Here is a 12,390-nt window from a genome sequence, read left to right on the forward strand (position 1 = left end):
ACCTCCTGAAGGTGGACGAGCGAGGGACACCTACTGCGGGATTACCCCTGGGGGTCATCGGTCGGCAGTAAGGACGAGCCCGGACGTCGGCACCCCTGTGCCCGCCGTCACCAGCACCCGTTCCGCCCCGGATATCTGGTTCACGGACGTCCCCCGCACCTGCCTCACTCCCTCCGCGATGCCGTTCATCCCATGCAGATACGCCTCCCCGAGCTGCCCTCCATGTGTGTTGAGCGGCAGCCGCTCCCCGGCCACGAAGTCCCCGCCCTCTCCCTTCCCGCAAAACCCGAACTCCTCGAGCTGCATGAGGACGTAGGGGGTGAAGTGGTCGTACAGAATCCCCACATCGATCTCCCCCGGCCCCAGCCCCGCCGTCCGCCACAGCTGCCGCGCCACCACGGCCATCTCCGGCAGGCCGGTGAGGTCGTCCCGGTAGAAGCTCGTCATCTGCTCCTGCCCTCGGCCTGCTCCCTGGGCCGCCGCCGCTATGACGGCCGCCGGGTGGCGCAGGTCACGGGCCCGGTCGACGGACGTGACGACGAGCGCCTGGCCGCCGTCCGTCTCCTGGCAGCAGTCCAGCAGCCGCAGCGGCTCGACGATCCAGCGCGAGGCCGCGTGGTCGGCGAGGGTGATGGGTCTGCCGTGGAAGTACGCGGCCGGGTTGGTCGCCGCGTACTTGCGGTCCATCACCGCCACATGCCCGAACACCTCCGGCGTCAGCCCATAAGTGTGCAGATACCGCTGGGCCGCCATCGCCACCCAGGAGGCCGGGGTGAGCAGCCCGAAGGGCAGGGACCAGCCCAGCGCCACGCCCTCCGCCGAGGGCTCCCGGTGCTGCACACCCGAGCCGAATCTCCGGCCCGACCGCTCGTTGAACGCCCGGTAGCAGACCACCACCTCCGCGACACCCGTCGCCACGGCGAGCGCCGCCTGCTGGACGGTCGCACAGGCCGCGCCGCCGCCGTAATGGACCCGGGAGAAGAAGGACAGCTCCCCCATCCCGCACGCCTGGGCCACGGTGATCTCCGGGCTGGTGTCCATCGTGAACGTCACCATCCCATCCACGTCCCCCGGCGCCAGCCCGGCATCGTCCAGCGCGGCCCGCACCGCCTCCACTGCCAGCCGCAACTCGCTGCGCCCCGAGTCCTTGGAGAACTCGGTGGCCCCGACACCGGCGATCGCCGCCCGCCCGGCAAGGCCGTCCCGTGCACGCACACTCATGCCGGCGCCTCCGATGCCCTGGTGGCCGCCGCGTCCGCCGCGTCCGCCGGGCCGGTGGCGTCCGGCCCCTCCGGCACGGTGACCGCCGCCCCCTCCGGCGCGGTGAACGCCGCCCTCTCCGGCACGGTGACCGCCGCCCCCTCCGGGACAGTGGCAGTCGCCTCGGCCTGCCCAGTGGACGCCGCCTGTCCGGGCACGGTGACCGTCACTGTGCCGGTGACGTGCCTCCCTATGCCGTTCGCGCCGACCACCCGAACCGTCGCCGTGTCTCCCTCGACCTCCTCGACGCGTCCCGTCAACACCATCGTGTCTCCCGGGTAGTTGGGCGCCCCGAGTCGTATGGCCACCCTGCGCAGTACGGCCGTCGGGCCGAAGTGGTCGGTGATGTAGCGGCCGACCAGGCCGTTCGTCGTCAGGATGTTCATGAAGATGTCGGGGGAGCCCTTCTGGCGGGCCAGCTCCGCGTCGTGGTGGACGTCCTGGTAGTCGCGTGAGGCGATGGCTCCGGCGACGATCAGCGTGCGGGTGATCGGGATTTCCAGCGGCGGCAGTGCGTCACCGGCCTGCACCGGCCACCCCGTCACCTCCTCCCCGCCCCTCACGCGACCACCTCCTGCGTCTTCTGGGCCTCCTGTGCCTCCTGAAGCTCCTGCATTTCCCGGGTCTCCTCAGCGCACCAGACCGGCAGCACCAACTCCTCGTCGTACTCCCGGAATTCGAGCCGCACCGGCAACCCGATCCGCACCTTGTCGTACGGCACCCCCAGCACATTGCCGAGCATCCGCACCCCCTCGGTCAGTTCGATCAGGCCGACCGCGTAGGGAGGGTCGAAGGCGGGGAACGGCGGGTGGTGCATCACGACGTACGAATAGACCGTTCCCTCGCCACTCGCCTCTACCGTGTCCCAGTCCAGTCCGCCACAGGCGTTGCACCCGGGCAGCCAGGGGTGGCGCAGGGTGCCGCAGCCGGTGCAGCGCTGGATGAGCAGTCGGTGCCGCTGGACGCCCTCCCAGAAGTCGGCGTTGTCCCGGTTGACGACGGGGCGGGGGCGTAAGGGCTTCTGCGACCGGTCCCGGTCCCGCCGGGTTGGCCGGTCTGCCCGACGTAGAGGCGCGTACTTGAGGATGCGGAAGCGGTGGGTGCCCGCGAGGTCCGGGCCGACGCGGATGTCCATGCGGGTCGTGACGAAGTACCCCGTGCCGAGCTTCGTCGTCTTCTTCTCCGACACCGACTCGATCACCGAGTCGTAGGTGATCTCGTCCCCGGGCCGCAGGGGCCGTAGATACTCCTGCTCGCAGTCCGTGGCGACCACCGAGGTGTAGCCCGCCTCGTCGAGCAGGCCGAGCAGCTCGTCGTAGGCGTGCGTGCCTCTCGTATGGCCGGAGAGGCCGCTCATGGTCCATGCCTGGAGCATGGTGGGGGGTGCGATGGCGTCCGGTCCCGAGTACGCCGGGTTGGTGTCGCCCATCGCCTCGCACCAGTGCCGGATCATGGGCGCGTTGACGGGGTCCTTGCCGACACGGGCCACGGCGGCGCGCTGCCCCTCATAGACCTTCAGCCGTGTCGCGAACTCGTCGCCCGCTTCCAGCTCATGGCTCACCACCGGCTCGTAGCTCACCGTCGCCCCCTCGCTTCTTCGCCCTCATCGCCCACGGCGCCCACGGCGCATCGCACTGACACTTCTGGTACACCGCGACCGCCGATCCGGTTCCCACGAGATTCCGGGATCTTTCAGGAAGCCCCGCGGCCGCGCCGCACCGCACCACGCAGACCCCCGGGACGCCCCACAGACACTCACGCAGGTCCCTCGTAAGCCCACGGGCCTACGCAGGCCAGCGGAGACCATACGTAGGCCCCAGAGAGTTTCTGACTGTCCGTCAGATCCGATGTACTGTCAACCCCGCAGAAAAACGCCTGCGCGGCGGCACCGAAGTACCGCCGCGCAGACGCGTTACACCCCACAGAGCACACCCCACACAACTCCGAGGAGGCCGGCGCGTGAGCACCGGGGCGCCGGCCCCCTCAGCTCACCACCAGAGGGGGGTGAAGTTGACGGACGTGTTGTCGTTGCCCTGGTTGATGGCCGTGAACGCGGAGCCGTTGACCTGGGCCGTGTTGCTCTGGTTCGAGGCGCCGGAGCCGGTCGCCTGCTGCTGGGTGGTGGACGAGGTGCCGTAGTTGTCGCCGCCGACCCCGCTGCCGATCAGGCCCTGGGCGGCGTTCGTGACGGCCGCGCTGGATCCGTCGTCCGCGAAGGCGCCGTTGTCCGCAGCCGCGACGCCGGCGAACAGAGCGGCGGCGAGCGGGAGTGCGGAGACGGCGGCGATGACGCGGGCGGTACGGATGCTTGCCATGTTGTTCCTCCAGAACAGGTGCGCCCAGGCTCCCCGCCGGACGCATTGGTGGTGCATGAAGTACTGCGCTTTCCAAGGCAGTTGGCCGACCGCCCCGGAGTTCTGCACGACGTCGCGAGATCAGAGTTGCCCACCGAATCCCCGGCGAACCACCCCGGAAGCCCCCATTCGCCCTGAAGCGTGATGACAAGTCGATAAACCCCTTTCGCCACTTACAGCACTCACGCCAGGGCAGTACGGACAGCTCCACCCCAAGCCGCACAAGAGGGGAAACGTTCTGGCACCCTTCCGGCCAATCCCCGCGGAGCGGCGCGCCGTCGGCGAGTCACACCCATCACCTCTTTCTTTTTTCGAACACTCGTACGAACATAGAGGCATGGCCACCACCGACCGGCAGGCCACGACGCTGGCCCTCGCACACGCCCTGTCAGCCGCCGAGCGCGGTCTGGCCGTCATCCCCCTGTCCCGGACGAAGCTCCCGGCCCTGCGTTCCCCGCACCGCGACGACCCCGACCCGGCCCCCTGCCACGGCGAGTGCGGCCGCCTCGGGCACGGGGTCTACGACGCCTCCACCGACCCCGCCCGCATCCGCGAATTCTTCGCCGCCGCCCCCTGGGCCACGGGCTACGGCATCGCCTGCGGCCTGCCCCCGCACCACCTCATCGGCATCGACCTCGACACCAAATCCGGTACGGACTCCTCCGCCGCCCTGCGCGAACTGGCACTGCGCCACCTGTTCACGATCCCGCCCACGGTGGTCGTCGTGACCCCGAGCGGCGGCCGCCACCTCTGGCTGACCGGCCCGGCGGAAGTCGTCGTCCCCAACTCGGCGGGCCGTCTCGCACCCGGCATCGACATCCGGGGCGCCGGCGGCTACCTCGTCGGCCCCGGCTCCCGTACCGACCACGGCGTCTACAGCACCGCCCCCGGAACCTCCCACATCGGCCCCGCGCCCTGTCCGCGCGCCCTCCTGCGCCTTCTGCTCCCCCCACCCCGCACGCACCACTTCACGCCCCCGTTGGCAGGCGGCCACGGCCAGGGCCTCGTCCAGTTCGTGCTCGCCGCGCACGAGGGCCAGCGCAACACCCGCCTGTTCTGGGCCGCCTGCCGTGCCTACGAGGACGGCATCGGCCCCACCCTCGTCGACCCCCTCGTCGAGGCGGCGCTCAACACCGGCCTGACCGAACGCGAGGCCCGCGCGACGATCGCGTCGGCGGCGCGGATGACCGGGCACCGGCCCTGACGGACGCAGACGCCCGGCCGAGGCCTTGAAACGCACGGGAGCTCGATGCACCACCGCCCTAAAGCGCCGACCATGTCGCTGACCCGCGTCATCCTCACAACCGGCCGCTCGCTCGACCTCTCCGAGCTGGGGCTCTCCTCGACGTACGGCGGAACGAACGGCGGAATGACCGTCGGGACGCACAGCGGAATGAACGGCGGAATGCTGGGGGGCTACCCGTGCAAGCCGGTCAACGACCTGAAGATCAAGGACCTCGTCCGCGCCGCGGAACGCGCCCACCCTGCCGTGCCGGTGCACCTCGTCCCGCCGCCGCGCGAGTACCCCGACCAGTACGCGGGCGCGTTCGGCCCGGTCGAGGTGCTGCCCGCCGTGGCCTGCGTCGGCGCCTTCCACTCCACGCCCCTCGACGGTGACCACGACCAGGACCCGGTCCTCCGCCGCTCCGCCCTCACGATCATCTGGTTCCAGCCCACCGCGCGCGTGCCGTACGGCTGTGACGCGGAGGAGGCGCTGCGGGGAGTCGACTGGGAGGCGCTGGCGCGGGATTACGAGCTCCAGGATGACTGGGAGGGGCTGGCGCGGGACTACGAGCTCTAACACCAGGGCGGCGGCCCTGAGGCGACGGCCCTGAGGCGGCGCTCCGGAGCCGGGCTCTCAAGGCAGCCGTGGCGGGGAAATCGGCTTGCCCCGAGGGGGAGCCCGTGTGCAGGGTCGGCCGATGAGCGTTTCCCGACGTGACCTGTTGCGCTGGCAGTTCGACCTGAACTGGGCGCTGTTCGAGTACCACCTCGAGCGGCTGCGGCCCGAGGACTTCCTGTGGGAGCCGGGGCCGCACTGCTGGACGGTGCGTCAGACCGACGACGGCACCTGGGTGCCGGACTGGGCGGAGACCGAGCCCGACCCCGTCCCGGTGCCGACGATCGCTTGGGTGAGCTGGCACATCGGCTGGTGGTGGAGCGTGACCACCGACCATCTGCTCGGCCGCCCGCCCCGGGACCGGACCGACGTCACCTGGCCCGGCGGCGGAAAGGCGACCATCGCCTGGCTGCGCGATCTGCGCACCGACTGGCTGGCGGCCCTGGACCGACTCGACGACACGGACCTGGACGCCACGGCGTCCTACCCCCCGCCGCACGACCCGCAGTACACCGTCGCCCACATGATCAGCTGGGTGAACGCCGAACTGATGAAGAACGTCGCGGAGATCGGTCAGCTACGGCTGCTGCGGGCACGACAGGGGCACTGAGCGGGCACTGCGCAGACACGGAGGGTCGTACAGAGGGGTGAGCGGTCGCAGCCGACGCCACCAAGATGTCCCCCTCGCCACATGGCCCCAAAATGGACGTTATCGGCTATCCACGTGCTGGATCGGAGAGGCCATGAGCGACCTCAAGTTTGAGCAGAAGCGCTCACTGTCCCGCCTCGAGGCGGCTGACCAGCTCGCCGCGCTCGCGGCCGCGCTGAGACAGGGTGGGGATGCCGAACTGGAGCTTGAGCCGTGGACATTGAGCCTCAAGATCCCCGCCGACCTCCACAGCGAGATCGAGGTCGAGGTCGATGACGGGGAGATCGAGCTGGAAATCGAGCTCAAGTGGTCGACCGCACCCGCCACCCGGACCACGGCATCACAGGCGACAGCCGACGCGGAGGAGGAAGGGGACAGGCGAAAGAGCCCGCCTGCCGCTTCTGGGGGCACTCGCGCCGGCGGAAGCAGAACGGCGAAGCGAACCACCGCGAAACGGACCGCCGCGAAACGGACCACCGCGAAGAAGACGTCCTGAGCGAACCACCCGCAGCCTCCGAACACGCGAAACGGCCCCCGACCAACACTCAGGTCAGGGGCCGTTCTCACTGCTCTCAGAGCGGAGGCGGTGGGATTTGAACCCACGGTGACATCGCTGCCACGACGGTTTTCAAGAGCGTTCCCTTAGGCCGCTCGGGCAACCCACCTCGGCCCCGGCCCACCAGGGGCGGAGCGGGTACAGCGTACCGGCCTCGGGTCCTGTCGTGGAGTCGTGGTCCACACGGGGTCCACCGGCCTTGCTCCGCTGCTAAACCGGTGGGGGTAGTAGGTGCACCTCCCACCCCCACCGAATGTCCGGCCTCGGATCAGACGCCAGCCAGACCTGCCAGTACACCGAACCCGAGTGGCAGCACGAAGGCGATGCGCGCGTGCGCGGGCTGCACCTTGTCTCCCCGGCGCAGGTAGGTCGCGAGTCCTGCCGTGACGATTCCGAAGGTCACCGCGTACAGCAGAGTGTCCATCGTCGAAGCGCTGCTCCACCCACGAGCGAGCAACGCTGTGACCGTCATCGTGCCACCGAACAACGCGGCGCCGGTCAGCGCGTCACCTCCGGTGAAAACCAGAGGTTGGGTGCTCCCGTGGCGCTGCTGGCGCCAGACCTGGAAGACCAGCACGGCGGCCAGGATGACTTCGGCCGCCACGGCCAGCATGAACGATGCTTTGAATGCGATTTCCATGGGTCAGTGTCCCTCTCGCACAGTGCCTTACGGGATCAGCCGCACGAAGTGGCGACTGTAGAGATACCGGTGACCTCGCCGAAGATGGCGATGAGAAGCTTGATCCGCTCCTCCTTGCCGCCGGCCTGCACAACGAGCCTGGCGCCCTTGAGCACACCGCCGATCTTGGCGGCCTTGGTAACCAGAAGCGCGTTGCCGGCGATGAAGGCGCCGATCGCGCCCACGCACTTGGTCACCTTCCAAGCGGTGCTCCAGCCTCCTCGCGCCTGACGCCCCTGCGGATCAAGCTTGGCCAGCGCCGCAGCCTGGGCCGCCTTGTCCCCCGGGTACATCGCCTCGACCACCTGCTGGGTGGTGGGGCTCTGCGGAAGCGCTCCCAGTCGCTCGTCCAGCCCCTCCTCGACAATCTGCGGAGCCTCCGCCTCCTCAGCGACCGCCGTCACCGCGACTGCGGCAGCCTTGCCTTCGGCGTTCCGGGCGTGCTCTGCCTCGGTGGCGGAGGCCATCGGCCCGGCCACTCCAAGAGCGACGGCGGCGACGACGCCGACCGCAGTGGCACGCAGGGGGGATCTCGATATCGACATGTGTGTTCCCCTCGTTTCATCGCATCGCGATGGGCCCGCGCCGGTTGGATTCTCCCTGGTCAGGGGAGCTGTGGCGCCGGGCGCGTTCATGACCTTGCCCCCCGGTACAACGGGGGGCAAGAGAGTTGAGAGTCTTCAGAGCTTCACACCATCCGGGGATGCATCAGAGAACAAACAGAGCCGTTGCTCTCGCCATCCCGGGAACTGGATCTTCCTGCCTTTTACGGGCAGGCCGACCGCTCGTCCGCGAGACCGGCGCGGCGCCTAAGATCAGGGTCGTACGAGTAGGCGTCCGCGAGGGAGAAGTGCTGCTGTCGACGAGCACGCCCCGCGTCGGCTCCGGGTGGACCGACACGGGCGAGTCATTCGATACGCGCGGCCTGAAGAAGCGGGCCCGCAAGGCGACCCGGCCTGTGCCGATTCCTCCCGTCCTCGTGCACCTAGTCCGCGAGCACGTCAAGGAGTTCGGTACCGCTGAAGACGGCCGACTGTTCCGCGCGGCCCAGGGCGGCGGCCTGCTGTCCAAGGACAGCCTTGACCAGCTTGTTTATGGCTCCGGCCAGTCGCCCCGTGGTCCACGCCTGGTCCACACACACTGATCTACGACGCGACAGAGCCGGATCAGAGTGAGACAGACCCCATGCAGAAGGGGCGCCCCTCATCGAAGGACACCCCTTCTGACCAGCACGTCTCTGACCTGCGGAGGCGGTGGGATTCGAACCCACGGTGACGTTCTCACGCCACTACGGTTTTCAAGACCGTTCCCTTAGGCCGCTCGGGCACACCTCCCCGCGCCGGCCGTGATCGGCGGCGCGGGGACAAGAGTAACCGGTGGGCACGCGCGCGTGGGGTGGGCTCTTGTCGGAGTCGACGTGCGCGCGTGGCCGCGTGGTCAGCTGTCGCCGGTGCGGGAGCCCAGGGTGACGTCGACGGTGCGGGACTGGCCGCCCCGTTCGTAGGTGATCGTGACCTTGTCGCCGGGCTGGTGGGTCCAGATCTCGCCGATCAGGGTGGGGCCGGAGTCGATCACCGAGTCGTCGAGCTTGGTGATGACGTCGCCGGGCTTGAGGCCTGCCTTGTCGGCGGGGCCGCCCGCCTCGACCGCGTCCGAGCCGCTGGCGCCCTGCTCGGTGATCTTGGCTCCGTCGCTGGTGTCCTCCAGGGAGACGGAGGCGCCGATCTTGGCGTAGACCGGCTTGCCGGTCTTGATCAGCTGCTGGGCGACGTACTTGGCCTGGTTGATCGGGATGGCGAAGCCGAGGCCGATCGAGCCGGACTGGCTGGTGCCGCCCATGCCGTTGGCGGCGGACTGGATGGCGGAGTTGATGCCGATGACGTTGCCCTGGGCGTCCAGCAGCGGGCCACCGGAGTTGCCGGGGTTGATCGAGGCGTCCGTCTGCAGGGCGCTCATGTAGGAGGCGTTGCTTCCGGTGCCGTCGCTGGAGGCGACCGGGCGGTTCTTGGCGCTGATGATGCCCGTGGTGACCGTGTTGGAGAGGCCGAAGGGGGCGCCGATCGCGATCGTCGAATCGCCGACCGCCACCTTGTCGGAGTTGCCGAGCGTCAGCGGCTTGAGGTTCGACGGGGCGTTCTTGAGCTTGATGACCGCCACGTCGTAGCCCTGCGCGTGGCCGACGACCTGTGCGTCGTACTTCTTGCCGTTCGGGAAGGTCGCCGTCAGCTTGCCGCCGTCGACCGCGTCGGCGACCACGTGGTTGTTGGTGAGGATGTGGCCCTCGGTGTCGAAGACGAACCCCGTGCCGGTGCCGCCCTCGCCCGCGTTGCTCTCGGCCTGGATGGTGACGGTGCTCGGCAGCGCCGTGGCGGCCACGCCCGCGACGGTGCCCGGGTCGCGCTTGACCGAGCCACCGCTGTCCGGGGCGGAGACGGTCGTCGAGGAGGTGTTGTCGTCGTTCTTGGCCAGCGTGTAGCCGAGGCCGCCGCCCAGGCCGCCCGCGACCAGCGCGGCGATGAGAACCGCGGCGAGCATTCCACCGCGCCCGCGGCCGGACTTCGGCGCCGGCTCCTGGTACGTGGCACCCCAGCCGGAGCCCACACCGGCACCACCGATACCGGCTCCACCCGCGGCAGCGGCACCCGCGCCGGCACCGGTGTCGGCGTACGACGGTGCGGCGGGCGGCGGCGGGGGCGGGGGCGGCCAGGCGGAGTCGGGAGCCGAGCCCTGCGGGCCGGTCGGGCCGGTCGGGCCGGTCGGCTGGGCTCCGTTCGAGGCGGCCTGGGCAGGGGCCGGCTGCGACCCGTCGGCCCCCGCCTCGGCCGCGTACGGCTGGGTGCCGTTCGAGCCCGCCGCGGTGTCGTGCGGCACCGGCGGGAGCGGAGTGGTCGGCGCGGCGCCGCTCTCCGGGGCCGGGGGCTCCTGGGAGGCCGGAGCAGCAGGAGCATCCACCGGCACGGGGGGTGCGGACGGGGCCGGGGGTACCGCGGCGCCCTCGTTCTCGGTGCTCACAGCTTCTCTCCTCGATCCACGGCTGGTGTTTTCGGTCGCACTCGGTCACGCCCGTTCACGCTTGTCGACGGTCGGTGCGCTCAGCTGTGCATGCCTATTTGTATGCGGTCAGCTTTTCCCACGGGCCGTCAGAGCACCATAAGCGGTTGCTGTGCGTCCACGGCCATTCCTTACATAGGTCATGTGCGGCTAAAAATGCACAATCCCAGTGTCCTCATGACTCCTCCGACCGCACGTCTACCCCCGTGCGGTGGCACCATGACGCGGTGACCCACGCACGGCAGCACCAGATCCAAGTCGTCGCCCATCGCGGAGCCTCCGAAGACGCTCCCGAGCACACCCTGGCCGCGTACAAGAAGGCCATCGAGGACGGTGCGGACGCCCTCGAGTGCGACGTACGTCTCACTGCGGACGGCCATCTCGTGTGTGTCCACGACCGTCGCGTCAACCGTACGTCCAACGGCCGCGGCGCTGTCTCGGCGCTGGAGCTCGCCGAGCTCGCCGCCCTGGACTTCGGCTCCCGGAAGAACCGCGACTCCTGGAAGAACCGGGCCGAGGAGCCCGACTGGGAGGTCCGGCCGGAGGACCCGGAGGACACCTCCGTACTCACTCTGGAGCGGCTGCTGGAGCTCGTCGCGGACTCGGGACGGCGGGTGGAGATGGCCATCGAGACCAAGCACCCGACCCGGTGGGCGGGGCAGGTCGAGGAGCGGCTGCTGCACCTGCTGAAGCGGTTCGGGCTCGACGCGCCCGCCTCGGCCGCCGAGTCCCCGGTGCGCGTCATGAGCTTCTCCGCACGCTCGCTGCATCGCGTGCGTGCCACGTCGCCGACGCTGCCGACGGTCTATCTGATGCAGTTCGTCTCACCGAGGCTGCGGGACGGGCGGCTGCCCGCGGGAGTCCATATCGCGGGTCCCTCGATCCGGATCGTGCGCAGTCACCCGGCCTACATGGAGCGTCTGAAGCGGGCCGGCCACCAGGTGCACGTCTGGACCGTGAACGAGCCCCAGGACGTCGATCTCTGCGTCGAACTGGGCGTCGACGCCATCATCACCAACCGCCCGCGCGCGGTGCTGCTCCAGCTCGGCCGCTGACACGCGCGCGTGAAGCAGTGGCGCAGGTGAAGCAGCTGAGGCATGTGAAACGCGTGTGGCGCGTGCCGCCGCCCGCAAACCGCGCATCCGGAGACCTCTAAAACCTCACCAATCCCTGCACAACCTATTGACCCCTGAACCCCTTCAGCACCATCCTCCACTCTCAGCCACACCGACGGATTTCAGCCATCCCGATTACAGGGAGTGCTCCGGCGCGTTCGATCCGTATTCGATCGTTGCGAATGCGTCACCGGACCTTGATTGGCCGGTTTCCGGTACAGGCCAATGGGGCATCCACACCGTGGCGTGGGGCAAAGGAGGTCTCGGGGGTGGCGTTGGTGGTGGCACAGGAGGTGCCCGCGTCGTCGAGCATGGCCGTACCCCATGGTCCTGCGGGCGTGGGGGAAGCGAGACACCGTATGCGCTCACAGTTGCGCAGGGGCGGGGTAGCGGAATCGGTCATCGACGATGCCGTACTGATTCTTTCCGAACTCTTGAGCAACGCGTGCAAACACGGCCGCCCGCTTGGTGACGCGATGTCCGGGGACGGCGACGTCCTCGCCGCATGGCGCGTGGACGCGAGCGGCAGGCTCACCGTGGAGGTGACCGACGGCGGCGGGCCCACCCGCCCCGCTCCGGCCACGCCCTCGGTCACCGCACACGGCGGCCGCGGGCTGAACATCATCACCGCGCTGGCCGACGACTGGGGTGTACGGGACGACGCCCGCGGCGAGGTCACGGTCTGGGTCGTGGTCCATGACGACGTTCACGATCCTGACGCGGGGCACCGCCGCGACGACTTCGCTACGCGCGTCGCTGCACCCGCGGTGAGCGCGATATCCGGCCTCGACTTCGCGGACGCCTTCGAGGGCATGGACTGAAGACAGGGATTACCGCAGCCCCGGATCCCGACACCGCAGCCGTGGATCCGGTTACCGCACCCACG

At 69.6% G+C, this 12,390-nt stretch carries 13 protein-coding genes, 1 tRNA gene and 1 pseudogene; 7 read left to right on the forward strand and 8 right to left on the reverse strand.

Annotated elements, in window-relative coordinates; genetic code table 11:
* Positions 1–54: 54 nt before the first annotated feature.
* From ABIE67_RS23280 to ABIE67_RS23295, 4 genes and pseudogenes are all read right to left on the reverse strand, one after another.
* Positions 55–1,221 (reverse strand): lipid-transfer protein, encoded by a 1,167-nt coding sequence (locus tag ABIE67_RS23280; RefSeq protein ID WP_370260488.1) that lies wholly within the window; start codon positions 1,219–1,221, stop codon positions 55–57.
* A gap of 176 nt (positions 1,222–1,397) precedes the next feature.
* A pseudogene (locus tag ABIE67_RS23285) lies at positions 1,398–1,790 on the reverse strand (MaoC family dehydratase); the annotation flags it as partial.
* Between the two features lie 29 nt (positions 1,791–1,819).
* Positions 1,820–2,839, reverse strand: a complete 1,020-nt coding sequence (locus ABIE67_RS23290) for a bifunctional MaoC family dehydratase N-terminal/OB-fold nucleic acid binding domain-containing protein (RefSeq protein WP_370260489.1) — start codon at positions 2,837–2,839, stop codon at positions 1,820–1,822.
* Positions 2,840–3,248: 409 nt separating this feature from the next.
* The gene (locus tag ABIE67_RS23295; protein WP_370260491.1) at positions 3,249–3,575 is read right to left on the reverse strand and encodes a hypothetical protein; all 327 of its coding nucleotides are present in this window, start codon (positions 3,573–3,575) and stop codon (positions 3,249–3,251) included.
* 376 nt (positions 3,576–3,951) lie between these two features.
* On the opposite strand from ABIE67_RS23295, the gene ABIE67_RS23300 reads away from it, so the two are divergent.
* The 4 genes from ABIE67_RS23300 to ABIE67_RS23315 all read left to right on the forward strand — a co-directional run bounded on the left by ABIE67_RS23300 (position 3,952) and on the right by ABIE67_RS23315 (position 6,599).
* Entirely contained in the window at positions 3,952–4,818 is an 867-nt protein-coding gene (locus ABIE67_RS23300; protein WP_370260493.1) for a bifunctional DNA primase/polymerase, read from the forward strand.
* A gap of 72 nt (positions 4,819–4,890) precedes the next feature.
* A complete protein-coding gene (locus ABIE67_RS23305; RefSeq protein WP_370260494.1) occupies positions 4,891–5,415 on the forward strand; it encodes a hypothetical protein in 525 nt (174 codons plus the stop codon).
* Positions 5,416–5,536: 121 nt separating this feature from the next.
* Entirely contained in the window at positions 5,537–6,064 is a 528-nt protein-coding gene (locus ABIE67_RS23310) for a DinB family protein (protein ID WP_370260495.1), read from the forward strand.
* 133 nt (positions 6,065–6,197) lie between these two features.
* Positions 6,198–6,599: an amphi-Trp domain-containing protein gene (locus ABIE67_RS23315; RefSeq protein ID WP_370260496.1), complete on the forward strand. Its 402-nt coding sequence runs from the start codon at positions 6,198–6,200 to the stop codon at positions 6,597–6,599.
* A gap of 328 nt (positions 6,600–6,927) precedes the next feature.
* On the opposite strand, the gene ABIE67_RS23320 is transcribed toward ABIE67_RS23315, so the two are convergent.
* Together ABIE67_RS23320 and ABIE67_RS23325 are read right to left on the reverse strand one after the other, a co-directional pair.
* Positions 6,928–7,299, reverse strand: coding sequence for a hypothetical protein (locus ABIE67_RS23320; protein WP_370260497.1), 372 nt, complete (start codon positions 7,297–7,299; stop codon positions 6,928–6,930).
* 35 nt (positions 7,300–7,334) lie between these two features.
* Complete coding sequence (locus ABIE67_RS23325) at positions 7,335–7,805, reverse strand: hypothetical protein (RefSeq protein WP_370260498.1); 471 nt, start codon at positions 7,803–7,805, stop codon at positions 7,335–7,337.
* A 383-nt stretch (positions 7,806–8,188) separates the two neighbouring features.
* Here ABIE67_RS23325 and ABIE67_RS23330 point away from each other — a divergent pair, with 383 nt between their 5' ends.
* A complete protein-coding gene (locus tag ABIE67_RS23330; RefSeq protein ID WP_370260499.1) occupies positions 8,189–8,482 on the forward strand; it encodes a hypothetical protein in 294 nt (97 codons plus the stop codon).
* Positions 8,483–8,583: 101 nt separating this feature from the next.
* On the opposite strand, the gene ABIE67_RS23335 is transcribed toward ABIE67_RS23330, so the two are convergent.
* Positions 8,584–8,672: transfer RNA gene (locus ABIE67_RS23335), tRNA-Ser, on the reverse strand.
* A 103-nt stretch (positions 8,673–8,775) separates the two neighbouring features.
* Positions 8,776–10,350 (reverse strand): S1C family serine protease, encoded by a 1,575-nt coding sequence (locus tag ABIE67_RS23340; protein ID WP_370260500.1) that lies wholly within the window; start codon positions 10,348–10,350, stop codon positions 8,776–8,778.
* A gap of 266 nt (positions 10,351–10,616) precedes the next feature.
* Between ABIE67_RS23340 and ABIE67_RS23345 the strand changes: the two genes are divergently transcribed.
* The gene (locus ABIE67_RS23345) at positions 10,617–11,444 is read left to right on the forward strand and encodes a glycerophosphodiester phosphodiesterase (protein WP_370260501.1); all 828 of its coding nucleotides are present in this window, start codon (positions 10,617–10,619) and stop codon (positions 11,442–11,444) included.
* Between the two features lie 242 nt (positions 11,445–11,686).
* Positions 11,687–12,325 (forward strand): ATP-binding protein, encoded by a 639-nt coding sequence (locus ABIE67_RS23350; RefSeq protein WP_370260502.1) that lies wholly within the window; start codon positions 11,687–11,689, stop codon positions 12,323–12,325.
* The last annotated feature ends 65 nt before the right edge of the window (positions 12,326–12,390 follow it).

It is taken from the genome of Streptomyces sp. V4I8, from assembly GCF_041261225.1.
Classification (GTDB): Bacteria; Actinomycetota; Actinomycetes; order Streptomycetales; family Streptomycetaceae; genus Streptomyces.

Excerpts from the sequence above, each read along its gene's own strand:
- ABIE67_RS23280 (WP_370260488.1), bottom strand. The coding sequence starts at position 1,221 with ATGAGTGTGCGTGCACGGGACGGCCTTGCCGGGCGGGCGGCGATCGCC.
- ABIE67_RS23295 (WP_370260491.1), bottom strand. The coding sequence starts at position 3,575 with ATGGCAAGCATCCGTACCGCCCGCGTCATCGCCGCCGTCTCCGCACTC.
- ABIE67_RS23300 (WP_370260493.1), top strand. The coding sequence starts at position 3,952 with ATGGCCACCACCGACCGGCAGGCCACGACGCTGGCCCTCGCACACGCC.
- ABIE67_RS23305 (WP_370260494.1), top strand. The coding sequence starts at position 4,891 with ATGTCGCTGACCCGCGTCATCCTCACAACCGGCCGCTCGCTCGACCTC.
- ABIE67_RS23310 (WP_370260495.1), top strand. The coding sequence starts at position 5,537 with ATGAGCGTTTCCCGACGTGACCTGTTGCGCTGGCAGTTCGACCTGAAC.
- ABIE67_RS23315 (WP_370260496.1), top strand. The coding sequence starts at position 6,198 with ATGAGCGACCTCAAGTTTGAGCAGAAGCGCTCACTGTCCCGCCTCGAG.
- ABIE67_RS23320 (WP_370260497.1), bottom strand. The coding sequence starts at position 7,299 with ATGGAAATCGCATTCAAAGCATCGTTCATGCTGGCCGTGGCGGCCGAA.
- ABIE67_RS23325 (WP_370260498.1), bottom strand. The coding sequence starts at position 7,805 with ATGGCCTCCGCCACCGAGGCAGAGCACGCCCGGAACGCCGAAGGCAAG.
- ABIE67_RS23350 (WP_370260502.1), top strand. The coding sequence starts at position 11,687 with ATGCGTCACCGGACCTTGATTGGCCGGTTTCCGGTACAGGCCAATGGG.